The 25,508-nt window shown below is 74.1% G+C and carries 20 protein-coding genes; 10 read left to right on the top strand and 10 right to left on the bottom strand.

Features of this window, described 5'->3' with window-relative positions; translation table 11 throughout:
- Positions 1 to 502: 502 nt before the first annotated feature.
- The 3 genes from AMK13_RS27890 to AMK13_RS27880 form a co-directional block, all read right to left on the bottom strand.
- Positions 503 to 1,228: a DUF6461 domain-containing protein gene (locus tag AMK13_RS27890; RefSeq protein WP_241853058.1), complete on the bottom strand. Its 726-nt coding sequence runs from the start codon at positions 1,226 to 1,228 to the stop codon at positions 503 to 505.
- A 227-nt stretch (positions 1,229 to 1,455) separates the two neighbouring features.
- Entirely contained in the window at positions 1,456 to 2,691 is a 1,236-nt protein-coding gene (locus tag AMK13_RS27885) for a glycosyltransferase (RefSeq protein ID WP_074004563.1), read from the bottom strand.
- A 1,349-nt stretch (positions 2,692 to 4,040) separates the two neighbouring features.
- The gene (locus AMK13_RS27880) at positions 4,041 to 5,486 is read right to left on the bottom strand and encodes a purine-cytosine permease family protein (RefSeq protein WP_074004562.1); all 1,446 of its coding nucleotides are present in this window, start codon (positions 5,484 to 5,486) and stop codon (positions 4,041 to 4,043) included.
- Positions 5,487 to 5,558: 72 nt separating this feature from the next.
- On the opposite strand from AMK13_RS27880, the gene AMK13_RS27875 reads away from it, so the two are divergent.
- From AMK13_RS27875 to AMK13_RS27865, 3 genes are all read left to right on the top strand, one after another.
- Positions 5,559 to 6,257, top strand: coding sequence for a TetR/AcrR family transcriptional regulator (locus AMK13_RS27875; protein ID WP_074004561.1), 699 nt, complete (start codon positions 5,559 to 5,561; stop codon positions 6,255 to 6,257).
- An 86-nt stretch (positions 6,258 to 6,343) separates the two neighbouring features.
- A complete protein-coding gene (locus AMK13_RS27870; protein WP_074004560.1) occupies positions 6,344 to 7,978 on the top strand; it encodes an amidohydrolase in 1,635 nt (544 codons plus the stop codon).
- Between the two features lie 217 nt (positions 7,979 to 8,195).
- Positions 8,196 to 9,575: an erythromycin esterase family protein gene (locus tag AMK13_RS27865; RefSeq protein ID WP_241853057.1), complete on the top strand. Its 1,380-nt coding sequence runs from the start codon at positions 8,196 to 8,198 to the stop codon at positions 9,573 to 9,575.
- Between the two features lie 124 nt (positions 9,576 to 9,699).
- On the opposite strand, the gene AMK13_RS27860 is transcribed toward AMK13_RS27865, so the two are convergent.
- Positions 9,700 to 10,917: an amidohydrolase gene (locus AMK13_RS27860; protein ID WP_074004559.1), complete on the bottom strand. Its 1,218-nt coding sequence runs from the start codon at positions 10,915 to 10,917 to the stop codon at positions 9,700 to 9,702.
- Positions 10,918 to 11,095: 178 nt separating this feature from the next.
- Here AMK13_RS27860 and AMK13_RS27855 point away from each other — a divergent pair, with 178 nt between their 5' ends.
- Entirely contained in the window at positions 11,096 to 11,587 is a 492-nt protein-coding gene (locus tag AMK13_RS27855; protein WP_049651645.1) for an HPP family protein, read from the top strand.
- A gap of 381 nt (positions 11,588 to 11,968) precedes the next feature.
- On the top strand, positions 11,969 to 12,889 hold the full coding sequence (locus tag AMK13_RS27850) for a LysR family transcriptional regulator (protein WP_074004558.1): 921 nt from the start codon (positions 11,969 to 11,971) through the stop codon (positions 12,887 to 12,889).
- 190 nt (positions 12,890 to 13,079) lie between these two features.
- Here the strand turns inward: AMK13_RS27850 and AMK13_RS27845 are convergent, their stop codons facing one another.
- Positions 13,080 to 13,850, bottom strand: coding sequence for a GNAT family N-acetyltransferase (locus AMK13_RS27845; RefSeq protein WP_074004557.1), 771 nt, complete (start codon positions 13,848 to 13,850; stop codon positions 13,080 to 13,082).
- Positions 13,851 to 13,903: 53 nt separating this feature from the next.
- Positions 13,904 to 14,704 (bottom strand): crotonase/enoyl-CoA hydratase family protein, encoded by an 801-nt coding sequence (locus AMK13_RS27840; RefSeq protein WP_074004556.1) that lies wholly within the window; start codon positions 14,702 to 14,704, stop codon positions 13,904 to 13,906.
- A gap of 163 nt (positions 14,705 to 14,867) precedes the next feature.
- On the opposite strand from AMK13_RS27840, the gene AMK13_RS27835 reads away from it, so the two are divergent.
- A complete protein-coding gene (locus tag AMK13_RS27835; protein ID WP_074004555.1) occupies positions 14,868 to 16,202 on the top strand; it encodes an aminotransferase-like domain-containing protein in 1,335 nt (444 codons plus the stop codon).
- 581 nt (positions 16,203 to 16,783) lie between these two features.
- Here AMK13_RS27835 and AMK13_RS27830 read toward each other — a convergent pair.
- Entirely contained in the window at positions 16,784 to 17,752 is a 969-nt protein-coding gene (locus AMK13_RS27830; protein ID WP_074004554.1) for a helix-turn-helix transcriptional regulator, read from the bottom strand.
- 112 nt (positions 17,753 to 17,864) lie between these two features.
- Between AMK13_RS27830 and AMK13_RS27825 the strand changes: the two genes are divergently transcribed.
- Entirely contained in the window at positions 17,865 to 18,425 is a 561-nt protein-coding gene (locus tag AMK13_RS27825) for a DinB family protein (protein WP_074004668.1), read from the top strand.
- 100 nt (positions 18,426 to 18,525) lie between these two features.
- On the opposite strand, the gene AMK13_RS27820 is transcribed toward AMK13_RS27825, so the two are convergent.
- Positions 18,526 to 18,741, bottom strand: a complete 216-nt coding sequence (locus AMK13_RS27820; RefSeq protein WP_049651651.1) for a heavy-metal-associated domain-containing protein — start codon at positions 18,739 to 18,741, stop codon at positions 18,526 to 18,528.
- A gap of 433 nt (positions 18,742 to 19,174) precedes the next feature.
- Here AMK13_RS27820 and AMK13_RS45225 point away from each other — a divergent pair, with 433 nt between their 5' ends.
- Both AMK13_RS45225 and AMK13_RS27810 read left to right on the top strand, forming a co-directional pair.
- Positions 19,175 to 19,873: a DUF3152 domain-containing protein gene (locus tag AMK13_RS45225; protein ID WP_107418866.1), complete on the top strand. Its 699-nt coding sequence runs from the start codon at positions 19,175 to 19,177 to the stop codon at positions 19,871 to 19,873.
- 225 nt (positions 19,874 to 20,098) lie between these two features.
- Positions 20,099 to 21,010: a glutaminase gene (locus AMK13_RS27810; protein ID WP_079272551.1), complete on the top strand. Its 912-nt coding sequence runs from the start codon at positions 20,099 to 20,101 to the stop codon at positions 21,008 to 21,010.
- 111 nt (positions 21,011 to 21,121) lie between these two features.
- Here AMK13_RS27810 and glmS read toward each other — a convergent pair whose 3' ends face one another.
- Both glmS and AMK13_RS27800 read right to left on the bottom strand, forming a co-directional pair.
- Positions 21,122 to 22,948, bottom strand: a complete 1,827-nt coding sequence (glmS, locus tag AMK13_RS27805; RefSeq protein ID WP_049651653.1) for a glutamine--fructose-6-phosphate transaminase (isomerizing) — start codon at positions 22,946 to 22,948, stop codon at positions 21,122 to 21,124.
- A gap of 135 nt (positions 22,949 to 23,083) precedes the next feature.
- A complete protein-coding gene (locus AMK13_RS27800; RefSeq protein ID WP_049651654.1) occupies positions 23,084 to 23,359 on the bottom strand; it encodes a hypothetical protein in 276 nt (91 codons plus the stop codon).
- 216 nt (positions 23,360 to 23,575) lie between these two features.
- Between AMK13_RS27800 and asnB the strand changes: the two genes are divergently transcribed.
- A complete protein-coding gene (asnB, locus tag AMK13_RS27795) occupies positions 23,576 to 25,426 on the top strand; it encodes an asparagine synthase (glutamine-hydrolyzing) (RefSeq protein WP_074004552.1) in 1,851 nt (616 codons plus the stop codon).
- Positions 25,427 to 25,508 lie beyond the last annotated feature (82 nt).

Raw genomic sequence — 25,508 nt, 5'->3', positions numbered from 1 at the left:
GTGCGCGCGGCACCCGGTTCGCCGACGCACCACAGACCCTAGGGGCCGGGGACCGCCGATGCCCTGCGGAGACCCCCGGACGGGGGGCGTGCGCCGAACCGACTGCCACCGGCCGAACGGGTGCCGGGCCGGTGGGCCGACGGGCTCCGGCTGACGGGCCGACGGGCTCGGACTGACGGGCTCGGCCCGGCTGCGGGGCCTCTCCTCGGCGGCGGGGCACATCTCTCTCCGCCCCCGGGCCCTGTCGCCGTTCCTGTCTCGACCCTGCCGATCGGCAGGGTCGAGACAGGACCGGCGCAGCAGGAACCTCCCGATCGGCACATGTGCGACGGACCGGCGGCACGCAAGGATGACGGCCATCGGAGCCCCGCCGATGGGGCCCGGGAAGGAGCCTCCCGTGACCGTCCTGACTCTGTCGTCCCTTTCCCCGCTGTTCCCGTTCCCGCTGTTCCCGTTCCTGCCCTTCCTCTTCCTCTTCCTGCTGTTTCGCCGGCGCACCGCCTCAGGACAACGCCATGCCCGGGGTTCCCCGCACCGCGTACGCCGGCAGGCGCAGCCCGCCGAAGGCGTCCCGGGGCAGGCTCAGTCCGAAGCGCCGCTCGACGGCGCCGAGGGTGCGGCGGCGGGCGGCCCCGTCGGGCTCCCGCCCGGGGTCGCAGGAGGTCACGCCGTCGGCCTCCAGGACTCCGGCGGCGACGAGGTCCGGCACCAGCAGGTCCGGCTCCTGGCCCCAGCGCCAGCGCTCCTCGCCGAGGCCGAAGCCGCACAGCACGGCACCGTCCCGGGCGTAGTCCAGCAGGGCCGGCCGCCGCTCCGGCATCGGGCGGAAGTGCACCACCTCGGCTCCGTCGCGCGCTATCTCGGTGAGCAGCTCACCGCCGGTGGAGTCGCCGTACTCGATCGCGAACGACCAGCCGGCGCACGCGCCGACCCGGATCACGCCGTCGCCGTCGTCGCCGGGGCGGTAGACGTCGATGTCCAGGTCCCGGATCTCGGTGTCACTGATCGGCTCGGTCGCGGTGGCCGGGTCGGCACCCATCCGGTGGGCGAGCTCCGCGGGCGTGATCCCCCGGGCGAAGACGACGCCGCCGACCTCACCGTCCGTGCCGGGCCCACCCATTGACGACCGGCTGGTGCCCGGTCGGCCGGTGCTCGGCCGACCGATCTCCAGGAGCCACTGGATACCGTCGCCGTCCTGCCCCACTCCCCCGTGCGTGCCGTCGGTCATGCCGCCCTCCCCTCGCGCGCGGCCTGCGGTGACCGGGCGCGCCCGTGGGCACCCTAACCGACCCGGCCGACACCCGGCCGCCGGTCGCCGGATCGCCGCCCGAACCAGCCGCGCCCGGATCGCCAACCACCCCTGATCGATCGGAAGGAGACCGATCCGAAGCCGAACTCACCCGTCCCCCTTAGCCGTTCACCCGGAAGAGGCGGCACACGCCCCGCCCCCGCCACTCACCGGGACGCGGCCGGTACCTTCTTGCCCACCGCCTCGAACAGCAGCTTCGCGGCCACCGTCGCCCCGTCGGTGCGGATGCCGCCGGCCACGGCCTCCGCCCGTACCCGGGTCTCGGGCGCCAGGGCCGTGGCGAGCGCGGCGGAGAGCGAGTCGACGGTCGGCGTGCGGTCGAGATGGGCCGCGCCGATGCCCAACTCGGCCACCCGGCCGGCCCAGTACGGCTGGTCGGCGATCCGGGGCACGACCACCTGGGGCACGCCCGCCATGGCCGCGGTCGTCGTGGTGCCCGCACCACCGTGGTGGACGACGGCGGCCACCCGGCGGAACAGGGCCTGCTGGTTCACCTCGCCGACGACGTGGCAGTCCTCGTGCTCGTCGACCGCGGCGAGCCCGGCCCAGCCGTGGGCCAGGAGCACCCGGCGGCCGTGCGCGCGGCCCGCTTCGACAGCCACCCGCGCGATGTCCTCCGGGGCGTGCGCGGCCATGCTTCCGAAGCCGACGTACACGGGCGGTTCACCGGCGGCCAGGAACGCCTCCAGGTCGGCCGGGAGCGGCCGGTCGTCGGGCAGGATCCACGCCCCGGTCTGCACCACGTCGAGTTCCGTCCTGCCCTCCGACGGGCACAGCGTCGGGTCCGCCGCCAGCCACGGCCGTCCGGTGAGGACGTGGTCGCGGACGTTCTCCACCGGCGGCAGGCCGATCGCCGCCCGGTGGCTGTTGAGCGCGTCCCCGTACAGCGCGTTCACCCGCTGGGCGTCCTGCTCCCAGAGCTTCCGGTAGTCGGTCTCGTCGTCCGGGGACGGCGTGCCCGGCCGCCGGCCCGGCCGGGAGTGCCGCGAGGGCAGTCCGAGGATGTGGAAGCAGGCCAGCACGTAGGGCAGGCCGAGCTTCTCGGCGACGTCCCGCGCACCGGCCGGCATCAGGCCGGTCGCCAGCACCACGTCACAGCCCTCGGCCGCGGCGGTCAGCGTCTCGAACCGCACGGCGACCAGCTCACGGGCGAGCCGGAACGCGTCCTCCGCCGTCGGCGGCTTCGGGCCGGCCACCACCGACCGCACCGACGGACCGAGCGGCACCAGCGGCACCCCCGCCCGCCCCAGCACCGCCGCGAACTCCTCGTCCGGCGGCGCGCACACCCGCACCTCCGCACCGAACCCCCGCAGCGCCACCGCCAGCCCCGCCAGCGGCTCGACATCCCCGCGCGACCCCCAGGTCGTCATCAACACACGCATTTCACGACTCCCGTTTCCGCAGGTCATGGCCTTACGGCCGGGATTCTGCGCTATGCCGGGGGCCTTGCCGCAAGCCCCGGGGCACGGTATAGCTTGAAAGTGGCAAGGGGATTCACTCTCCTCGCCTTTTTCTTTGGCCGCCCGGTCCCACCCACTCCCCCGAACCGGCCACACCGGAGCAATCCCCACCCGGAACCCGCCGCCTACCACGCGCCGCTCACTCCGAACCACCACCACCGAGCAGCCCGCTGCGAGCCACCGCCCCCTACCGCGTGGCCGCATACCCCCCCCGTGGTGTCAACTCCGGAACACCCACCGCAGTCACCGTCACGAAGCACCCACTCCGGGCCCCGCCATCGGCCGCTTCCCCAGACCTCACACGCCCGGGCCGTCCGCACAGGGGCCACCTGCCCGGTCAGCCCATCCCAACACGCCTGTTCCAGACGGCCCCACACTCGACCCGCCCACCCAGGACCCCTCCCCCCAAGACCCCGGAACTCACCCCAGCCACACACACCCAGCTCTTCCCCACTGGCGTGCCGAGGCGCCCACAGCAGACCTCCTGACCAGGGCAGCCCACCCCAACACGCCTGTCCTGGACGAGCCTGCGTTCCTGGCGGCTCCTCAGCCGGGCCGCCCAGCCCCGGGCCCCGTCCCGGAGACGCCGGACCCCCAGCCGGTCGGCCGTCGCGCAAAGCGGCGGCCCCGCGTACGACCCGCCGCCGCCACCGTGCCCACCAGCAGCACCAGGTCCGCCCCGACCAGCGCGACCACAGAACCACCCACGCCCCAGCGCGAACCTCACTCGCCGCCAGCGACAGCACCGAACCGACTGCCCCCAACCGCCCGGCTCAGGGCCGACCGCAAACAGGGCAGCCCCGGCCCCCGAGCCGGCGGAATCACCACCCAACCCGCCCCGCGGCAGCGCAGCCGGGCCACGACCAGCAGCCCCGACCGGCGTCACACCCACCAACGACGCATCAGCACGGCGTGCTGAACCACCACCGCCGTCACCATGCCCACCCGCAGCGCGAGGTCCACCCTGGCCGGTCGGCCAACCGACGCGGAAACGGCGGCCCGGCGTACAGATCCGCCACCACCACGCCTACTGGAAGCGCGAGATCTTCCCCGCCCGGCCCAGCCACAGAACCGCCCACACCCCAGCGCGAACCTCACTCGCCGCCCGCGACAGGCACCGAATCGGCTGCCCGACCCACGACCAACCGCCCGGCCCACAGCTGGCCGCCACGGGCAGGTCACCCACCAACCCGGCCAGCCCGGGCGCCCGGCCGCCCGGGCGGTGGAAGCACGCCCACCCGCCCTGCGGCGCGCACGCGGCCGGACCGGCGTCACCCCCGCCGGCGAGGCATCAGCACGGCGTACAGGACCGCCGCCACCACCATGCCGACCGGCAGCGCGACGTCCGCCCCGGCTAGGGCGGCCAGTGGGCCGGTGTAGAGGGTGTCCACGCCGAGGGCTGCGGCTGTGACGCCGCCTGTGAGGGCGATGGCGCCGGCCGGGTTGACGCCGGCGCGGTACCAGAAGGGGCTGCCGGGGCGTTCGTCGCCGAGGGCACGGCCGTCGTAGCGGTTGCGGCGGAGCAGGATGTCGGTGGCGTAGACGGCGGTGCTGGGGCCGAGGAGGACGACGGTCAGCTGGAGCACGTTGCTGACGGTGTCGAGGAAGTTGGAGACCAGGAGGGCGTACAGCGTGAGCGAGACGGCGACCGCGCCGTCGAGCAGCACGCTGCGGGTGCGGCGGATGCGGATGCCGACGGCTTGGAGGGCGAGGCCCGCGCTGTAGGCGGTGAGGGCGTTGACCGCGATGGTGCCGACCACCAGGGAGAGCAGGAAGACCGGGTTGAACCAGCCGGGCAGGATCTGCCGGAGGGCGGCCTGCGGGTCGGTCATGTCGACGGCGGTGGCGCCGAGCACGCCGAGGCCGCCGACCACCACGCTGGGCAGGAAGCCGCCGAGGGCGGTCCAGCCGAGGACGGCGCGCGGGGCGGTGGCCGCGGGCAGGTAGCGGGAGAAGTCCGCGCTGGTGGTGTAGGAGAGCGGGCCGGAGGCGATCAGGGTGACGCCGGCCAGGACGGCCGCCCAGAGTCGGCCGCCGGTGAGGGGTTCGGGCTGGGTCCAGCCGGGGTCGGCGTGGGTGACGATCGCGTAGCCGACCACGGCGAAGGCGGCGGTGAGGGCGAGGGTGATCGGCAGGTACAGCCGGACGATCAGGGCGTGCCCGTAGACGCTGATGGTGAGGGTGAGTACGACGATCACGATCACGATGGCGATCTTGATCGGGGTGGTCGGGGTGATCCCCGCCTCCTCGGCGAGCGAGAAGGCGGCGACGGCGGCCGCGGCGAGGTTCAGCGCGAAGTAGCAGACGGAGATCATCCAGCCGGTGACCGCGTTGTTCACCCGGTTGCCCCGGATGCCGTACATGGCGCGGGTGATCACCTCGCTGGGCGCGCCGGCGGCCGGTCCGGAGACCGCGAGCAGGCCGGTGCCCAGCCAGAACAGGTTGCCGAGGACGACCACGGCGAAGGCCTGCCAGAGGCCGAGGCCGCTCAGGACCAGGGCGCCGCCGACCACCAGGTTGAGGTAGTTGACGCTGGCGGCCGCCCAGACGGGGAAGAGTTCGCGGGCGCGACCGCGTCGCTCGGTCTCGGGGATGTGGTCGATGCCGTGGACCTCGACCCGGCCGCCCGGTTCCCGCTGGGGCGGGACGGCGGGGTGCGCCGGGTGGTCCGGGTGGTCCGGCGAGGTGTGGGGGTGGTCCGGGAGCGTGGACGTCATGCGGGGGCCCTCCGTGGGGGTGTCGTGCCCACCTGCTTGCTTATTGGTCGCACACTCAATAGCATCCGCCCCATGACGTCAAGCGTTCAGCGCAAAAGGGTTCGCAAGTCCCCCGAGGACCGCCGGGCGGAGATCGTCGACGCCGCGGCCGAGGTCGCCCTCACCGAGGGCCTGGAGTGCATCACCCTGCGCCGGATCGCCGACCAACTGGACGTCCGACCCGGCCTGATCAGCCACTACTTCCCCGCCGTGGAGGACCTCGTCGCCGAGGCCTTCGGCAGCGCCGCCACCGCCGAACTGGAGGCGCTGCTGCCCGCCGACCCGCGGGACGGGTCCCCGTTGCGGCACCTGGCCCGCTTCTTCGCCCGCACCACCGGCCCGTCCTACGACGACGTGAGCCGGCTCTGGCTCAACGCCCGCCACCTCAGCCGCTACCGCCCCGTCCTGCGCGACCGCGTGCTCGACCAGGAGGCGGACTGGCGCGGCCGGCTCGGCGACGTCATCGCCGCCGGGGTCGAGCAGGGCGAATTCCGCACCGCGGACCCGGTGTTGACGGCCGTCCACATCCTCGTCGTGATCGACGGCCTGGCCGTCCACGCCAACACCGGCCTGCGCAAAGACCCGTACGCCGCCACCCGGCTCGCCGCCGCCACCGCCGAACGCGAACTGGGCCTGACCGACGGCGCGCTGACCTCCCCGGGCCTCGCCGACCCCACGGACCCGACGGACCCGGCGGACGCGCCCGAGACCCCCGCCCCCGAGCAGCTCTGACCACCACCCCAGCCCCCTCAGCCCCCTCAATCCCCTCAATCCCTGCAGACACCACGCCCCCACCCCGAAGCACCACTGGAGTCGAAGTGCGCACCTCCCTGGTCCTCCTCTCCGCCCGTCTGCTCGACCCCGCCTCCGGCGGCTTCCTCCCGCAGACCGCCCTCGCCGTCGTGGACGGCCGGATCGCCGCCCTCGGCGACGACCGCACCGTCCGCGAACTCGCCGACCCCGCGACCACGGTGATCGACCTCAAGGGCGCCGTGGTCACCCCCGGCCTGGTGGACGGCCACCTGCACCCGGTCACCGGCGCCGAGCTCACCCAGGGCCTGGACCTCTCCGGCTGCACCGACCTGGCCGGCGTCCGCGCCGCCCTCGCCGCCGAGGCCGGACGCCTCGCCCCCGGCGCCTGGCTGCACGCCTGGGGCCTGGACCCGAACGTCTTCGGTGACCGCCCGGTGGAGTCCGCCGCCCTCGCGCCCGTCCTGGACGGCGTCCCGGCGCTGCTCCAGCTCTTCGACGCCCACTCCATGCTCGCCAGCCCGCGCGCCCTGGAGCTGGCCGGCGTGGACGGCCCGCGCCGCTTCGACCAGGCCGCCGAGGTGGTCTGCGACGCCGACGGCCGCCCCACCGGCCTGCTGCTGGAGGACGCCGCCTGCGAGCTGGTCGAGCGCGCCGCGCCGCAGCCCACCCGCGCCGAGCGCCGCGACCGCCTGGCCGCCGCGCTGCGCGCCATGGCCGCCGCCGGCCTCACCGGCGGCCACGCGATGGACGCCAACGGCGACAGCCTCGACCTCTACACCGAGCTGGACGAGGCCGGCGAGTTGCCGCTTCGGCTGCGCGTGGCCCCCTGGTGCCAGCCCGGCGTGGACGCGGACGGGCTGCGGGCGCTGATCGGGCAGCAGGGCCGGGGCGGTCGGCTCTGGCGGGTGGACGGCGTGAAGCTGTTCATGGACGGCACGATCGACAACGGCACGGCCTGGCTGGAGCGCCCGGACTGCCACGGCGAGTCCACCCACGCCTTCTGGCCGGACCCGGCGCACTACACCCGCGTCGTCCGGGAGCTGCACCAGGCCGGGGTGCCGACCGCCACCCACGCGATCGGCGACGCCGCCGTACGGCACGCCCTGGACTCGATCGGGGCGGCGGCGGACGGGGGGACGACGCACGGGGCATCCCCCGTCCGCCACCGGATCGAGCACATCGAGACCGTTCCGGACGCGGTGGTCCGGCGCTTCGCCGAGCTGGGCGTGGTCGCCTCCATGCAGCCCACCCACTGCTGCGACTTCACCCGGGCCGACCACACCGACAACTGGTCCCGCCGCCTCGGCGAGGAGCGGGCCGACCGCGCGTGGCGCTGCCGGGACCTCTGGGACGCGGGCGCCACGGTCGTCCTCGGTTCGGACTGGCCGATCGCCCCCTACCCGCCGCTGGGCGTCATGGCGGGCGCCCGCCACCGCCGTCCCACCCGCGACCTGAGCCAGGCCCCGCACAACCCCGGCCAGGCGCTCACCGCCCTGGAGGCCCTGCTGGCGATGACCGCCAACGCCGCCCACGCGGCCGGCGAGGAGCAGCTGGCGGGCCGGATCACCGTCGGCCACCGCGCGGACCTCACCGTGTTCGCCGCCGACCCGCTCACCACCCCGGCCACCGAACTGGCGGACCTCCCCGTCCTGTTGACCGTCCTGGACGGCCGACCGACCCACCGCTCCGCCACGCTCTGAACCCTCACCCGGTACCGGCCCCGGCATACCCCCGCGTACGGGTGTGCCGGGGCCGCCCGGGGGTTATCCCCCTGGTCGATCCGGCGGCACTCCTCAGCGCGCCGAAGGCCCCCGGTGATCGACTATTCATTGACCGGCACGTTCGCCGGCGAACCACTCGAACCACCGTGGCCGTTCCGACGGGTTGACGGTTCGACGAATTTGAGGAGCCCCCGAAGTGACCGTACGCAGCGAGATGCACGGCAAGCCCATCGGTCGACGCGCCCTGCTGGCCGCCACGGCGGCCGTCGCGACCACCGCCCTGCTCGCCCCGGCGGCACACGCGGACCAGCCCGGCACCGACAAGATGACGAACAGTCAGATATCCACCGTGGTCCGCGAACTGAACGGTCTCGCCCACCCGTTGCGGTCCACCGAGCCCGGGGGCCGGACCACCGACCTGCGTCCGCTGGGCGCGATGATCGGCGACGCCAAGGTGGTGGGGCTCGGCGAGGCCACACACGGCGCCCACGAGTTCTTCACCATGAAGCAGCGGGTCCTGCGCTACCTGGTCGAGGAGAAGGGCTTCACCGCCTTCGCCCTGGAGACGAGTTGGTCCTCCGGTCTGCGGATCGACGACTACGTGCAGGGCCGCACCGGCGGCGACGCCCGGCAGCTGGTCAAGGAGACGATGGGCAAGTCCCCGTGGGAGCGCCAGGAGTTCGCCGACCTGATCGACTGGATGCGCGACCACAACCGCGAACACCCGCAGCACCCGGTCCACTTCGTCGGCGACGACCTGGACTTCCCCGCCATCGGCGACCAGCTCTTCGACCGGGTGACCTCCTACGTCCGCGAGGCCGCCCCCGCGTCACTGCCGCGCCTGGAGCAGCTGTACGCCGGGCTGCGCCCGTTCGACGACGCCATCGGCTACATCACCACACGCCCTCTCGCCGAGCGGCGGCAGAACGCCGCCGTGGCGCAGCAGACCCTGGAGCTGGTCACCGCGGCCAGGGGCGAGGGCGGCGAGGCGTACGACTGGGCGGTGCAGAACGCCCGGAGCATCGCCCAGACCTTCACCTTCACCGCCATGAACCTCGAGGACAACAGCGAGGTGGCCGCGATGCAGAACCTCCGCGACCGCGCCATGACCGACAACACCCTCTGGTGGCAGCGCCGCACCGGCGGGAAGGTGCTGCTGTCCGCGCACAACGGCCACGTCGGCTACCAGAGCAGCGACCCCGAGCTCTACCCCAAGACCCAGGGCTCGTACCTGCGCGACGCCCTCGGCGCGGACTACCTCGCCGTCGGCTTCACCTTCGACCGCGGCTCCTTCCTCACCAAGGACGACCCGTTCGCCGCCGCCTGGAAGCCGGTCACCGTTCCGCCGGCCACCGCGGACATGAACGAGTACCCCCTCGACCGGGTCCGCTACCGCGACTACTACGTCGACCTGCGCTCCGCCCCGCCGGCCACCCGGTCCTGGCTGAACACCGCCCGCCCGACCTACGACGCCGGGACGGAGTTCCGCAGCGACCCGCTGCCGCGCCTCGCGATCGGCACCGCCTACGACGCGCTGGTCCACCTCCACGAGACCAGCGCGGCCCGCACCCTCTGATCATCGTCGCCTGCGCGCCTCTCCGTCGGCACGGGCCGCACAACGCGCGGCCGCACGGTCGACGGGGAGGCGCCCGCCGACCGCACCACCGACGGGGAGGCCCTCGCCGGCCGCGGGACGCCCGTCAGCCCGTGAACCGCCCGTCCCGCGCCACCACCCGGCCCGCGCGGACCACCAGCTCACGCGCCGGCAGGTCGATCACCACCTGCGGCAGGCACTCGCCCGTCACCAGCATGAAGTCGGCGGGCGAGCCCGGCTCCAGGGTCACGGCCGGCAGGTCCAGCAGTTCGGCGCCGCCGTCGGCCGCCAGGGCGAAGCAGTCGGCGAGCTGCTCGTCGGTGCGGGCGTCGGTGGTCCAGCCGAGCAGGTGCGCGCGGTGCAGCGGGTCGGCGTTGCCGTACGGGCTCCACGAGTCGCGCACGCCGTCCGAGCCGAGCCCGACCCGCACCCCGTGCGCCCGCAGCTCGCGGAACGGCAGCACCTGGTGGGCCGAGGGCGCCACGGTGGTGAGGCCGACGCCGGACTCGGCCAGCTCGGCGGCGAGGTCGGCGAGCTGGGCGCCCGCCAGCTCCGGGACGCAGAAGGCGTGGCTGACGACCACCCGCCCGGCCAGTCCGGCCGCCCTGGTCCGCGCGGCGATCTCGCGCAGCGGGCCGAGGCCGCGCTCGCCCCGGTCGTGCAGGTGGATGTCGAGGCGCAGTCCGTGCTGTTCGGCCAGGCCGAACAGCAGCTCCAGCTGGGCGGGCCCCTCGCCGTCCGGGCCCTCGGCCGGGACGGCGTCGAAGCCGGCCGGGTCGATGCCGCCGATGGCGTCGACCAGCCCGCTGGCCGCCGCCTCCGCGAGCAGCGCGCCCGCGCCGGGCGTCCGCCGGACCCCGTGCTGCGGGAAGGCCACCAGCTGGACGTCCAGCGCGCCGGCCAGCCGCTCGCGCGCCTCGGCGAGCCCGGTCACCCCGGCCAGCCCGTACGCGGGCGCCACGTCCACGTGGGCCCGCACGGCGCGGGTGCCGCGCGTCACGGCGTGGCTCAGCAGCCGGTGGGCCCGCTCGGCGAGCGGGGTGCGCTGGTGCCGGTGGAGGTCGACGTCGCCCTGGACGTACTCGGGCAGCGAACCGGCCGGGCGCCGGCTGTACCAGGGCTCGCCCCAGGCGGTCTTGTCCGGGTGGATGTGCGCGTCCACCAGGGTGGGCAGCGCGATCCGGCCGCCGCCCTCGACCACCTCCGGCGCCGCCCCGTCCGGCACCCGCTCGGCCAACAGGCCGTCCACGGCGATCAGGTCGACGGCCCGGTCGGCACCGTACGGGCGAACGTCCCGGAAGACGGTGACGGAAGGCGTGGTCATGGGCTGCTCTCTCTCGCTCTGGTTCCGCGGCTCGCTCTGAATCCCCGGCTCGCCCTGAATCCCCAGGTGGTCCTGCCCCCTGGACGGAATGTGCCCGACAGGCAAAACGTCCTACCTTTCATTCAACAGTCTGTTTATCATCTCCGGGTCCCCGTCCCTCGTCCGGAGTAGCTCACGCATGTCCACACCACCGCCCGCCGCCACGCCCGGACGGCACCCGCTGCACGCCCTGCGGGCCACCGTCTTCGCCATCGGCGCCCTGCTCCTGCTGGTCGGGGTGGGAGTACTGCTCGACCAGCCACTGCTGATCCCGCCACTGGCCGCCAGCGCCGCGCTGGTGCACGGCGCGCCCGGGCTGCCGATCTCGCAGCCGCGCAACCTGGTCGGCGGGCACCTGATGTCGGCCCTGATCGGCTTCGCCGTCCTCGCCGTCACCGGCAGCACCACCTGGGGCGCGGCCGTCGCCGCCGGGCTCTCGCTCGGCGCGATGATGCTCACCCACCTCTCGCACTCCCCGGCCGCGGCCACCGCCGTGATCGTGGTCCTGCAGGCGCCGCATCCCGTGCCCTTCCTCCCGCTGCTCGTCCTGGCCACCGGGCTGCTGGTCGTGATCGGCCTGCTGCCCGGCCGGATCGGCGGGCACCCGGTCCGCTACCCCGTGTCCTGGTGACGGCCGCGCCGTACTGACCGGCTCTCCACTCTCCCGCCGAACGCCGACGGCCGGGTCATCCGATCGGATGACCCGGCCGTCATCCGTTCCACCCGGCACGGACACCCGCTCCACCCGCGCCACAGCGAGCGCTCCCGGCACGACGCACCCCGAGCATCGGCGCGCCGCCCCTCCGTCGTACATCACCGCTCTTGTAGAGAACTGCTCTCGAACAGATGCGGGTCGACACCCGCCCGCCGCTCCCGCCCACAGCGTCCGGAACGCCGGCGGGTCAGCGGGCGGGTTGCCGCCCTGGGCCCTGGTCCGATGATCGATCCCGCGCAACACCCAAGTCAATCCGCCGATTTGCTGGGACCCCTCCAAGCGATACCTTGGGTCTCCGTGACCATTGACGACCTCCGCGTCTTCGCCGCGGTCTGCCGGGCCGGCTCGCTCAGCGCCGTCGCCCGCGAGCTGAACTGCACCCAGTCCGCCGTCAGCCAGCACGTGAAGCGGCTCGAACGGGAGGTCGGCCTCGCCCTGATCGAGCGCCACCCGCGCGGGGTCGTCCCCACCGCGGCGGGCAGCCTGCTGCGCACGGCGGTCGCCACCGGCCTCGGCGGCATCGACCACGCGCTGCACCGGATCGCCGAACTCTCGCGCGGCGAGGGCGGATCCGTCCGGATCACCACCGGGGCCACCAGCATCCGGCACTTCATGTCCGCGGCCGTGGTGGACTTCCGGCGGCGCTTCCCCCGGGTCAGCCTGGAGTTCCAGACCGAGGTCTCCAGCCGCAGCTGCCTGGAGTCGCTCAACGCCGGCCGGGTCGACCTCGCCTGGATCACCCTCGGCGCCCCGGCCCGGGGCATCGACCAGCAGCCGGTGGTCGACCTGCCCTGGGTGCTCGCCGTCACGGCGGGCGACCCGCTCGCCGCCCGGGACCGGATCTCCCCCGCCGACCTCCAGGACGCCCGGCTGATCGGACTCCCGCAGAACTCCGTCTCCCGCTCCCAGGTCGAGTCCTGGCTGGGGAAGTCGGGCATCCGGCCGGTCTTCGACACCAGCGTCGCGGACTGGGACACCGCGATCCTGCTCGCCGAACTCGGCCTCGGCCACGCCGTCGTCCCGGCCCTCCCGCAGTGGCAGGGCCCCGGCCACCCCGGCCTGCGGCTGCTCCCGCTGCCCGACCTGCCCGCCCTCACCGCCGGGTGGGCCGTCCGGGACTGGGAGAACCTCGGCCCGCTCGCCCGCGCCTTCGCCGACACCGTCGCCGCCCACTGCGGCCGCGAAGCCCCGCCGGCCGTCGATCCGGAGACGGCCTGACCCCGTCGTGCCCCGCCCCCGCCCGTTACCCGGAGCTCGCCGTCCGCAGCGGGGCGAAGTCCTCCGGCAGGACGTCCAGCAGGCCGCGCGCCCGGCCCCCGCCCGCACGGCGAGCGCCACCTCACAGCGCAACTACCTTGGCAGCTCCGGCTAGTGGAGCAGACCGTGCCACCGCCCCGCACCCCGACCGTCACCGACCGTAGAAGGCGTGACCGCGCCCGATCTCCTCGAAACCCCGGCGGCCGTACCACTCACGCGGCCAGTCCACCGCGTCCGCGAGCAGGAACAGCTGCGGGACACCGGCCTCGGCCGCCAGCGCCAGGCCGGTCGCCAGCAGGGTGTCGCCGTGCCCCGCACCGCGGTACCGCGAACCGGTCACCAGGTCATCCAACTGGCCCAGCCCGACGGCCGGTTCGAGATAGAGGTCGCTCCAGGCCGCGACCTCGCCGACCGGCGTCCGAGCGGCCAGGAAGTGCACCCGCTCGGCACCGCGCAGCCGGGCGGAACGGCGGTCGGTGAGCTGCCGGGCGAGCTCCTCGTCCTCGATCCACTCCCGCTGTTGGCGCAGCACCGCCGCCCGCACCTCGGCCAACTCGACGGGGATCGCGGCCGGTTCGGGCCGCCGGCAGCCGAGCGTCGACCGGGCCAGGACCACCACGCCCTCCCGCTCCCATCCCGCCGCCGCCAGCACCGGGGCGGCGCGCTCGCCCGACTCCGGGTCCAGCACCGTGACGCGGTACCGGTGGCGGCGCCCCAACCACCGGGCGGCCAGCTCGGGCAGCACCGCCGGGTCGGTTCCCGGGCCCTCGACGATCAGCTGGTTGTGCTCCTCCGATTGGCCGAACGCCGCGTCCCGGACGGCGAACACCCCGGGGAACTCCGGGAGTTCGACGGTCTCCGCCGCCTGGCGGCGGGCGAAGGCGGCGCGGAAGGCGGTCACACGGGCGAGTAGATCCGACATCCCGCCATGATCAGCCCCCGGTCGCCCGCCGACAACAACTTTCCGGTACCGCCTCAGGATTCCGCACCGGAGGACGAGCTGCCACCGGAGGACGAGCGGTCCAGGAAGCGCCGGATCCCGTCCCGTACACCGTCCGTCGGCACGGTCGCCGCGAAGGCCGTCGCCTCCACCGCGAGCCCCTCGTCGATCGGCAGGTTGATGCCCCGGGTCACGGCCCGCAGGCAGGCGGCCACGGCGGTCGGCGCGTGCCGGATGATCCGCTCGGCCAGATCCCGTGCGGTGTCCAGCAGTTCGTCCGCCGGGACGACCGAGTTGACCAGGCCGATCTCGGCGGCGCGGGCGGCCGGGACAGGGTCACCGGTGAGGATCATCTCCAGACCGCGCTTGCGGCCCACGTGCCGGGGCAGCCGCTGCGAGCCGCCGAAGGGCGGCGGGAAGCCGAGCGAGATCTCGGGCTTCGCGAAGGTCGCGTGCTCGGCCGCGACGGCCAGCGGGGCGGCCTCGGTGATCTCGCAACCACCGCCGAAGGCAAGGCCGTTGACGGCCACGATGACCGGCTTGGGGAACTCCTCGATCCGCCGGGTGAGGGTGTGCCCGCGCCGGACGAACTCGCGCAGCGCCCGCTCGGGCCCGCCCGCGATGCTGGCCGCCAGCGACGGGATGTCGGCACCCGCGCTGAACGCCCGCCCGCCGGCGCCGGTGAGGATCACGGCGCGGACGGTGTCGTCGGCGTCGATCCGGTCGAGCTCGGCGAGCAGCGCGTCGATCGTCGGGTAGTCGAGGGCGTTGAGCTTCTTCTCCCGGTCGATGGTGAGGGTGACGACGTGCCGGTCCCGCTCGCTGCGGATGGTCATGGGCGCGTGCTCCGTTCCTGGCCTCGCTGCTGGATGTGACGAGGCTAGGAACACCGGCCCAGGACAATCCACTTATTGTCCTGGATACACTCCGGTACGCACCCGTCCACGCCCGTGCACGCCCGTGCCCGGACCGTCCACTCCCCGGAAGGGCAGGTGACCCATGCGACCGCCCTCCTACAAGGCCATCGTCGACGAGTACGCGACCGCCATCCGCTCCGGCGCGCTCCCGGCCGGCACCCGGCTGCCGACCCACCGCACCCTCGCCCGCGAGCGGCGGATCGCCCTCGCCACCGCCACCCGGGTGTACGCCGAACTCGCCGCCGCCGGGCTGGTGGTGGGCGAGCAGGGCCGCGGCACCTTCGTCCGGCTGCGCTCCGGCTACGACGGCCTCGAACCCTCCCGCGCGCTCCCGGTGCCCCGGGTGGCCGACCTCTCCTTCAACCAGCCGCTCTCCCCCGGGCAGGGCGACCAGCTGCGGCAGGCCCTGCGCGCGCTCACCTCCTCGGGCGACGCCGAGGCCCTGCTGCGCCAGCACCCGCCGGGCGGCCACCGGCACGACCGGGCCGCGGTGGCCACCCACCTGCTGGACCGCGGGATCGACACCGCGCCCGAGAACGTCCTGCTCACCAGCGGGGCGCAACAGGCCCTGGACTGCGTCCTGCGCACGCTCACCCGCCCCGGGGACGTCCTCGCCGTGGACGCGCTCGGCTACCCGGGCATCAAACTGCTCGCCGCCGCCCACGGACTGGACCTGGCGCCCGTCCCGGTCACCGCCGACGGCCCGGACCTCGACGCACTCGACCGGCTCTGCCGCACCCGGCCGGTACGGGCGGTGTACACCCAGCCGACCGTCCACAACCCGCTCGGCTGGGTGCTCGCCCCGGCACAGCGCGAACGCCTCGTCCGGCTCGCCGCCGACCACGGCCTCACCCTCATCGAGGACGGCACCTACGCCTTCCTGGAGGCCGCCCCGCCCCCGCCCCTGCACGCCCTCGCCCCCGAGCGCACCTGCTACCTGGCCGGCCTCTCCAAGAGCGTGGCACCGGGCCTGCGGTTCGGCTTCGCCGTCCTGCCCGACCACCTGCTCCGGGCCGCCACCACCAGCCTGCGCGCGGCGGCCTGGGGCGCCCCCGGCCTGATCACCGCCCTCGCCACCGGCTGGCTCACCGACGGCACGGTCGCCCGGCTGGAACAGGAACGCCGCACCGACGCCGCCGCCCGCCAGTCCATCGCCCGCACCGCCCTGACCGGCCTGACCACCACCGCCCACCCCACCTCCTACATCCTCTGGCTCACCCTCGAACCCCACCAGCGCCCCGACCACGCAGCCGCCGCCCTGGCCGCCGAAGGCATCCTGATCTCCACCGCCGACGCCTTCGCCACCACCACCCACCACCCCAACGCCCTCCGCCTCGCCCTCGCCACACCCCCACTCCCCACCCTCCCCACCGTCCTCACCCACCTCCGCACCACCCTCGAAGCCATCGCCCCCTGACCCCCACACCAAAAGCCGACAGCCCCGACGTCCCACTCCGCCACCACAACCCGGCCATACCGAGCGCCGACAGCACATCAGGCCCCACCCGACCCGCTCTCACCACAACCGCACCAGAAGTCGGCCAGGCCGACTTCCCACGCCACCCCGCCCACAAGGACCCACCCCACCCCCACCTGACAAGCCCCACTTGATCCCCCACGCCCGCGCGTACGTCTACGGGTCCGACTTCCCACTCCGCCACCACCAGCCAGCCATAGCGGTCTCCGAGGGCTGCCGCCACAGCTACACAGACCGGAGAAACTCGGCATTCGCTGGCAGGGGACACACTCACCGGTCACACCGGCACTCAGCCCCGTCGACTTCCGACGCCAGCACCTGCACCTGCACTGGGCCGAGGCGCTAACGCCCCAACGGCCACCCGTCAGAAGTCGGCCTGGTCGACTTCCTACTCCGCCACAACGGGCCGTCGTCCGCCCATGGCAAGCACCGAAGCAGCAGACCACGACGAAGCGGCCGCAGGAGCGGTGCACCACACCCCCTTCCCGACGCCGGAAGTCGGCCAGGCCGACTTCCTACGCCTACTCCCCCTCCGCCGCTGCGCGGGCGAAGCGGGTGCTCCAGTCCGTGAGCAGGGTCCGGAGGGCGTCCGGGGCGAGTACCTGGAATTCGGCGCCCAGGGAGCCGAGGGCCATGGCGGGCCAGTCGAGCGAGTCGGCGGTCATCCGTAGGCGGCAGCGGTGCGGGGTGACGGGTTCCACGGTGCCCCAGCGGCCGACGCGGGCGCGGACGAACTCCGCCGGTGCCTCGATCAGGGCCTCCACCTGGTGCGGTCGGGGCATCCTGTTGAGGCCCGCGCGGACGAATTCCGCCGCGTCGGCCGCCGGGAGGGTCCGGGGGGCGAAGCGGGCGCCGCTGCCGGTGGGGGCGGTGAGGCGGTCGAGGCGGAAGCTGCGCCAGTCGGCCCGGTCGAGGTCGTACGCGACGAGGTACCAGCGGCGGTTCAGGCAGACCAGCCGGTGCGGTTCGACGTGCCGGTCGGTACCGCGCCCGTCGGCGGCCGTGTACGAGAACCGCACCCGCTCGCTGTCCCGGCAGGCGAGTGCCACCACCGTCAGGACGTCCGGGTCGACGCCCGTGCCCGTCCGCGTCCCCCAGTCCACCGGGACGGTGACCGCGCGCAGCGCCTCGACCCGGCGGCGCAGCCGGGCCGGCATCACCTGGACCACCTTCGCCAGCACCCGCGCCGAGGCCTCGGCGACGCCCTCGACCGGGCTCTCGGCCGCCGCCTGGAGGCCGACCGCGAGGGCCACCGCCTCCTCGTCGTCGATCACCAGCGGCGGCAGCGCCGCGCCCGCCGCCAGCTGGTAGCCGCCGTCGACGCCGCGCTGGGCCTCGACGGGGTAGCCGAGTTCGCGCAGCCGGTCGATGTCGCGGCGCAGGGTGCGGACGGAGACGCCGAGCCGGTCGGCCAGTTCGTCGCCCGGCCAGTACCGGTGGGTCTGGAGCAGGGAGAGCAGTCGCAGCGTCCGCGTGCTGGTGTTCGCCATGCGTCGATTCTCCCTGGGATTCAGGACAGGAAGTGACCGCAATGGTCCGTAGCGTTGTTCTTGTCCGAGGGAGCAGGAACCCGTAGCAGGAACCCAGCGAAAGGCCATGACGATGACCACGACCACCACCCCCGCCGCCACCACCCCCGCCGCCACGCAGAACCTCGCCGGCGAGCGCGCCGACCTCCTGGCGGCCCTGGAGAAGCAGCGGCACTTCCTGCGCTTCACCACCCGCGACCTCACCGACGAGCAGGTCGGCCTGCGGACCTGTGCGAGCGAGCTGTGCCTGGGCGGCCTGATCAAGCACGTGACCAGCGTCGAGCGGCTCTGGGCGGAGTTCATCGTGCAGGGCCCGTCCGCGATGCCCGACTTCACCGCCTGGACCGAGGAGGACTTCGCCCGCCGCGCGGACGAGTTCCGCATGCTGCCGGGCGAGACGCTGGCCGGTGTCCTCGCGGCGTACGCCGAGGTGGCCGTGCGCACCGACGAGCTGGTGGCCACCCTCCCCGACCTGGACGCCACCCAGCCGCTGCCGAAGGCCCCGTGGTTCGAGGCGGACGCCGAGTGGTCGGCCCGCCGGGTGCTGCTGCACATCGCCAACGAGACGGCCCAGCACGCCGGTCACGCCGACATCATCCGCGAGTCCCTGGACGGCGCGAAGAGCATGGGCTGAGCCCGGCCGACGGGACGGCAACGGGGCCCGTCGACAGCAGTCGCCGGGCCCCGCGCCCCCCTGCACCGCATCCCCGGACCGCCCCTCCCCGGAACCGCCCTCAGGCCTGCCCGACGAAGGTGAACCCGGCCCCGTCGACGACGCGGCGGACCAGGGCCTCGTCCAGCGGCTGCGCGGAGGCCACGGTGACCCGGCCGCTCGGCGCGTCGGCACTGACGTCGGTGACGCCCGGCAGGACGGCGAGCCCGGCGCTGACCGTCTTCTCGCAGTGGCCGCAGCTCATGCCGTCGACGGTGAAAACAGCGGTGGTGGACATGACGGCGCCTCCGATGGCAGCTCGCTCGGGACAGGGCCGACCCGGACGGATCGACCCGCCCTACGACACCCGAATCCGACGGCGCCGCCCAGGGACACGCCGCCGGGGTGACACCATCGAGCGGTTCCGGGAACCACCCGGGCCTCCCGTCCGACAGGGGCCGGCACCGTGCGCACGCCACCGCCCGAACCGCGAAGGCGCCCTGAACCGCCGCCGCACCCCGCCCCGTTCCTCCAGGTACCACCCTTTCGCACGACCGGGCGACGGCCCGGTCGCCGATCGGCCGCCCCGGCCCGCCGATCCCGTCCTGGAGCACTTCCGCCATGTCCACCCTGGCCCCGATCCACGCCCGACCGGACACCACCGCCCTCCTGATGGCCCACGCCGCCCTGCGCGGCGTGTACGGCCATCTGGCCGCGGCGGGAGCGGGCCGGTGAGGGCGCCCGCGCGGTTGCGCCGCTGGAAGCCCCGGCACGCTCTGCCCGCCCTCGCGCTGGTCGCGGCGCTGACCGCCGGGCTGCTCTGGTGGCAGCCGTGGAGCGGCGGGGACGGTGACCGGCTGGCGTTCACCACCGCGCCGGGCGGCTCCGCCCGCTTCGGCACCGGCGAGCACCTGTACCGCTACAAGGTGCGGGTGGAGGACGGGATCGCGGAGAGCCCGGCGCAGTTCGCCGCCGAGGTGGACGCGGTCCTCGGCGACGTCCGGCACGGCTGGGCGGCCGGCGGCACGGCCTCGTTCCAGCGGATGCCCGCCGACCCGGTGGACTTCACCGTCTACCTGGCCACCCCGAAGTCCACCGACCGGATCTGCGGCCAGTACGGGCTGGACACCGGCGGCTGGGTGAACTGCGGCGTCACCCACCAGGTGGTCGTCAACCTCACCCGCTGGACCGAGTTGTCCGAGTTCTACCAGGGCAGGCCCGAGCAGTACCACGCGCTGGCCGTCAACCACGAGGTCGGCCACATCCTCGGCAACGGCCACGTCGACTGCCCCGGCCCGGGCGCCCCGGCGCCGGTGATGATGCAGCAGATCAAGGGGCTGCACGGCTGCGTCCCCAACGGCTGGCCGTACTCGGACACCGGCACCCTGCTCACCGGCCCGCCCGTCCAGGCCCCCACCAACGCCCCGTAGCCGGCCCGCACGCCGCCGCACACCGCCGAGCGGCACAACCCGGCACCGACGGCCTCACGACACCGCACGGGGCGAACCACCCACCCCCCTCCCGACCCACCCGCCCGAAACACGGATAATCCTGGTCGGACCGGACGCACCCGCACCGCGCGCCCGGTCCCGGTCGTGTTCCCAGTCGGTGCCGGTGGAGGAGAAGCGTTGAACGGTGTGCCCGGCGGGGAGTACCTGGACTGGCCGGTCCTGCTGGAGGCCGCCGAGGCGGCCGCCCGGGCGACCACGGGCCGGGGCCGGGTCGCCGACTACATCCCGGCCCTCGCCACCGCCGACCCGGAGGCCTTCGGCATGGCCGTCGCCACCGTCGAGGGGGAGCTGCACGGTGTCGGGGACTGGCAGCGGCCGTTCTCCGTCCAGAGCGTCTCGAAGCTGTTCTCGCTCGCCCTCGCGGTGGCCTACGGCGGTGACACCCTCTGGCAGGGCGTCGGCCGCGAGCCGTCCGGCAACCCGTTCAACTCCCTGGTGCAGCTGGAGACCGAGCACGGCATCCCGCGCAACCCGTTCATCAACGCGGGCGCCCTGGTGGTCACCGACCGGCTCCACACCATGACCGGCGACGCCTCGGGCGCGGTACGGGAGTTCCTGCGCCGCGAGTCCGGCAACCCGCTGCTGGACACCGACCCGGCGGTCGCCGCCTCGGAGGCCGAGCACGGCCACCGCAACGCCGCGCTGGCCCACTTCATCGCCAGCCACGGCAACCTGGAGAACCCGGTCGAGACCGTCCTGGAGCACTACTACGCCCACTGCGCCGTCGCGACCAGCTGCCGCGACCTGGTGCTGGCCGGCTCCTTCCTCGCCCGGTACGGCGTGCGCGCCGACGGCACCCGGCTGATGTCCCGCAGCGAGACCAAGCGGATCAACGCCGTCCTGCTCACCTGCGGCACCTACGACGCCGCCGGCGAGTTCGCGTTCCGTGTGGGCCTGCCCGGCAAGAGCGGCGTCGGCGGCGGCATCCTCGCGATACTCCCCGGCCGCGCCGCCGTGTGCGCCTGGGGCCCGCGCCTGGACCAGGCCGGCAACTCCGTCGCCGCGGTCGCCGCCCTGGACACCCTGACCACCCTGTCCGGCTGCTCGGTGTTCTGACCCGCGGACAGCGGAACGCGGGCCCCGGCCGTCCGCACAGCGACCGGGACCCGCGGGTCCGTGACGAGCGCCCTCCTCTCCGAGGACGCCCTCCTCCGAGGCTCCGGGGGACTACTCCACCGTCACGCTCTTCGCGAGGTTGCGCGGCTTGTCCACGTCCCGCCCCAGGGCGACGGCGGCGTGGTAGGCGAGCAGCTGGAGCGGGATGTTGAGCAGCAGCGGGTCCAGCTCGGGCTCGCTCTTGGGCACCAGGATGCAGTGGTCCGCGAGCTTCTCCTCGGGCCGCCGGTGGCCGACGGCGATGACCCGCCCGGAGCGGGCCTTGATCTCGCCCAGCGTGGTGAGGTTCTTGTCCAGCAGCTCGTCGTCCGGAACCAGTGCCACGGTGGGCAGTTCGGGGCTGATCAGCGCCAGCGGGCCGTGCTTGAGCTCGCTCGCCGGGTAGGCCTCGGCGTGCACGTAGGAGATCTCCTTGAGCTTCTGCGCGCCCTCGCGGGCCACCGGGTACCCGCGCACCCGGCCGATGAACATCATGCCCGCGGAGTCGGCGTACTCGGCGGCGAGTCCGGCGATGGCCTCGCTCTGCTCCAGCACCTCGCGGATCTGGTCGGGCAGCGCCTTGAGCGCGGAAACGATCCGGCGCCCGTCGGCGGGCGACAGGTCGTGGATGCGCCCGAAGTGCAGGGCGAGCAGCGCGAAGGCGACCACGGTGGAGGTGAACGCCTTGGTGGAGGCGACCGAGACCTCCGGACCGGCGTGCAGGTAGATACCGCCGTCACACTCTCGGGCGATAGCACTGCCCACCGTGTTGACGACGCCGAGCACCCGGCCGCCCTTGCGCTTGACCTCCTGGACGGCGGCCAGCGTGTCGTAGGTCTCGCCGGACTGGCTGACCGCGACGTACAGGGTGTCCGCCTCGATCACCGGGTTCCGGTAGCGGAACTCGGAGGCCGGCTCGCTGTGCGCGGGGATCCGGGCCAGCTCCTCGATCAGCTGCGCGCCCATCTCGCCCGCGTAGTAGGCCGATCCGCAGCCGAGGATCTTCACCCGGCGGATCTCGCGCAGCTCCCGGGCGTCCAGGTTGAGGCCGCCGAGGTGCGCGGTGGCGAAGCGCTCGTCGAGCCGGCCGCTCAGGGTGCGCTCGACCGAGCCGGGCTGCTCGTGGATCTCCTTGAGCAGGAAGTGCTCGAAGCCGCCGGTGTCGTAGGAGTCGACCTCCCAGTCCACGGTGGACGGCTGGCGGTGCGTGGTGCGGGCGTCCTCGGTGAAGGTCCGGAAGCCGTCGGCCCGGACGGTGGCCAGCTCGCCGTCCTCCAGGTGGACGACCTGGCGGGTGTAGCGGACCAGCGCGGAGACGTCCGAGGCGGCGAACATCTCCTTCTCGCCGATGCCCAGCACGATCGGGCTGCCGTTGCGGGCGACGACGATCCGGTCCGGCCGCTCGGCGTCGAGCACCGCGATGCCGTAGGTGCCGACCACCCGGCCGAGCGCGGCCCGCACCGCGTCCTCCAGCTCGACACCCTCGGCCACGTTCGCGGCGATCAGGTGGGCGAGCACCTCGGTGTCGGTCTCGGAGCGGAACACCGCGCCGTCGGCGGCGAGCTTGGCGCGCAGCTCGTCGGCGTTCTCGATGATGCCGTTGTGGACGACGGCGATCCGCTCGGCGTTGTCCAGGTGCGGGTGCGCGTTGGCGTCACTGGGGACGCCGTGGGTGGCCCAGCGGGTGTGGCCGATGCCGGTGGTGCCCTTGAACCGGGCCGGCACGGCCGCGGCCAGGTCGGCGACCCGGCCCTTCACCTTGCGGAGCTTGATCCCGCCGCTGCGCCCGGTGACGGCGACACCGGCCGAGTCGTAGCCGCGGTACTCCAGCCGCGCCAGCCCCTCCAGCAGGAAGGGGGTCGCGTCCTTGGGGCCGATGTAGGCCACGATTCCGCACATGCGTGGTCTCCTCTTCGAAGTCTTCGGAAGGTCGGGAACGAGGGCGGTCAGCCCGATGAGGGCCGTGAGGGCAGTCAGCCCGATGAGGGCCGTGAGCGCGGTGAGGGCGACGGGCGCTCGGCCGCCTCGGCCGCCTCAGCCGTAGACGATCCGCCGCAGCTGGCGGGCCGAGAGCTCCGGCGCCGAGACCCGGCGCTGCGGCAGCTCCTCGGTGAGCCGGGCGAAGATCCGCTCGTTGGTCAGACCGCGTGCCTGGAGCTCGGTGTGGCGGCGGCGCACGTACTCCTCGGTGCTCTCGGAGAAGTACGCCAGCACCTCCGCCACGACCCGCGCCGCCTCCCGGGGCCCGAGCGGGCTGGTCCGGGTGAGGTGGGCGAGGAGGTCTTCGTGGGGGTGGGGTGAGCTCGGCACGAGTGTGGAGCCTAGGTCGGGCCGGCCGCCGAAGCCAAAGTTTCTGCCCGAAATCGGGCAGACATTACGACTTTCAGACCACATCCACGACTCCTTCACATTCGGCCGTCGAACGGCCACCCGTTCGCCCCTGTTCCCGAAAGCCCCTTGAAGCGGCGCCAACTCCGCACGTAGCGTGACCCCCTGAACACGAAGCGGAAGACCGGAGGCTTGCTGATGTGCGGGATCACCGGATGGGTCGCGTTCGAGCGCGACCTCACCGCCGAACGGGGGGTCATCGACGCGATGACGGCCACCCAGGCCCGCCGCGGCCCGGACGCCGGCGGCGTCCACCTGGAGCCGCACGCCGTGCTCGGCCACCGCCGGCTCGCGGTGATCGACATCGCGGGCGGCGTCCAACCGATGACGGTCGAGCACGACGGCCGGACGCTGGCCGTGCTCACCTACAGCGGCGAGGTCTACAACCACCGCGAACTGCGCGCGGAACTGGAGGCGGCCGGGCACCGCTTCCGCACCCGCAGCGACACCGAGGTCGTGCTGCGCGCCTACCTGGAATGGGGCGAGCACCTGGCCGAACGGCTCAACGGCATGTTCGCCTTCGCGGTCTGGGACATCCGGCGCGAGGAGCTGCTGCTGGTCCGCGACCGGATGGGCGTCAAACCCCTGTACTACCACCGCACCCCGGACGGCGTGGTCTTCGGCTCCGAGGTCAAGGCCCTGTTCGCCCACCCCGCCGTCCGCCCGGTGGTGGACCTGGACGGGCTGCGCGAACTGCTCGGCTACGCCCGCACCCCGGGGCTCACCCCGTACCGGGACATCCACGAGGTCCGGCCCGGGCACGTCGTGCGGGTGCGCCGCGAGGGCCTCTCGGTCCGCCGCTACTGGGCGCTGGAGGCGCGCGAGCACCGCGACAGCCTGGAGGCCACGGTCGCCACCGTCCGGGCCCTGCTGGACGACATCGTGCACCGTCAGCTGGAGGCGGACGTCCCGCTCTGCTCGCTGCTCTCCGGCGGCCTGGACTCCAGCGCCGTCACCGCCCTGGCCGCCCGGACCCTGGGCGCGGCCGGGGCCGGCCCGGTGCGCTCCTTCTCCGTCGGCTTCGCCGGGCAGAGCGAGACCTTCAACGCCAACGACGTCCGGCAGACCCAGGACGGCCCGTTCGCCCGGCTGCTCGCCGACCACGTCGGCGCCAACCACAGCGTCGTCGAGCTGGACGCGGCCGACCTGACGGACCCGGCCCGGCGCTCCGTCGTGCTGCGCGCCCGTGACCTGCCCAACGGCGTCGGCGACATGGACACCTCGCTGCTGCTGCTCTTCCGGGGCGTGCGCCGCCACTCCACCGTCGCACTGTCCGGCGAGTCGGCGGACGAGCTCTTCGGCGGCTACCGCTGGTTCCACGACCCGGCCACCATCGCCGTCGACGACTTCCCCTGGGCGCTCGGCCTCACCGGCATCGCCGGCGGCGGAGCCACCCCGCGCGAGCACCTCCTGGACGCCGAACTGCTCCGCAAGCTCGACCTGGACGGCTACCGAAGGGCCCGCTACCGCGAGGCGGTCGCCGAGGTCCCGCACCTGCCGGAGGCGGATCCGCTCGAACGACGGATGCGCGAGATCTCGTACCTCAACCTGACCCGCTTCGTCTGCATCCTGCTCGACCGCAAGGACCGGATGAGCATGGCCAACGGCCTGGAGGTGCGGGTGCCGTTCTGCGACCACCGGCTGGTCCAGTACGTCTTCAACGCCCCGTGGGCGATGAAGTCCTTCGACGGGCGGGAGAAGAGCCTGCTGCGCGCCGCCGTCCGGGACGTGCTGCCGGCCGCGGTCGCCGAGCGGGCGAAGAGCCCGTACCCGGTCACCACCGACCCGCACTACCCGGCGAAGCTGCGCGCCGAACTGGCCCGGCTGGCCGTCGAGCGCACCTCCCCGGCCCTGGACCTGCTCGACCGGCGGCGCCTCGCCGACGCGCTCGCCCCGGACACCGACCCGCAGTCCGTCCGGCTGGCCGTCGACCTCGCGCTGGACTTCGACGCCTGGCTGACGGAGTACCGGGTGACGCTGGAGCTCTGACCGCCGGGGCCTGAACGCGTGTGGGGCGCGGGTGCCGCCACCCGAACGGCGCACCCGGCGACGCCCGCGCCCCCGTACTCCG

Origin of the sequence: Streptomyces sp. CB02056 (genome assembly GCF_001905545.1) — a bacterium.
Taxonomy (GTDB): Bacteria; Actinomycetota; Actinomycetes; order Streptomycetales; family Streptomycetaceae; genus Kitasatospora.
Note: the sequence above shows the minus strand (reverse complement) of the source record. Positions and strands in the feature narration are given on the sequence as shown.

Bases quoted from the DNA above. Each gene is read 5' to 3' on its own strand.
- AMK13_RS27860 (WP_074004559.1), bottom strand. From the start codon at position 10,917: ATGACCACGCCTTCCGTCACCGTCTTCCGGGACGTTCGCCCGTACGGT.
- AMK13_RS27820 (WP_049651651.1), bottom strand. From the start codon at position 18,741: ATGTCCACCACCGCTGTTTTCACCGTCGACGGCATGAGCTGCGGCCAC.
- AMK13_RS27855 (WP_049651645.1), top strand. From the start codon at position 11,096: ATGTCCACACCACCGCCCGCCGCCACGCCCGGACGGCACCCGCTGCAC.
- AMK13_RS27845 (WP_074004557.1), bottom strand. From the start codon at position 13,850: ATGTCGGATCTACTCGCCCGTGTGACCGCCTTCCGCGCCGCCTTCGCC.
- AMK13_RS27840 (WP_074004556.1), bottom strand. From the start codon at position 14,704: ATGACCATCCGCAGCGAGCGGGACCGGCACGTCGTCACCCTCACCATC.
- AMK13_RS27890 (WP_241853058.1), bottom strand. From the start codon at position 1,228: ATGACCGACGGCACGCACGGGGGAGTGGGGCAGGACGGCGACGGTATC.
- AMK13_RS27885 (WP_074004563.1), bottom strand. From the start codon at position 2,691: ATGCGTGTGTTGATGACGACCTGGGGGTCGCGCGGGGATGTCGAGCCG.
- AMK13_RS27835 (WP_074004555.1), top strand. From the start codon at position 14,868: ATGCGACCGCCCTCCTACAAGGCCATCGTCGACGAGTACGCGACCGCC.
- AMK13_RS27880 (WP_074004562.1), bottom strand. From the start codon at position 5,486: ATGACGTCCACGCTCCCGGACCACCCCCACACCTCGCCGGACCACCCG.
- AMK13_RS27875 (WP_074004561.1), top strand. From the start codon at position 5,559: ATGACGTCAAGCGTTCAGCGCAAAAGGGTTCGCAAGTCCCCCGAGGAC.
- glmS (WP_049651653.1), bottom strand. From the start codon at position 22,948: ATGTGCGGAATCGTGGCCTACATCGGCCCCAAGGACGCGACCCCCTTC.
- AMK13_RS27830 (WP_074004554.1), bottom strand. From the start codon at position 17,752: ATGGCGAACACCAGCACGCGGACGCTGCGACTGCTCTCCCTGCTCCAG.
- AMK13_RS27825 (WP_074004668.1), top strand. From the start codon at position 17,865: ATGACCACGACCACCACCCCCGCCGCCACCACCCCCGCCGCCACGCAG.
- asnB (WP_074004552.1), top strand. From the start codon at position 23,576: ATGTGCGGGATCACCGGATGGGTCGCGTTCGAGCGCGACCTCACCGCC.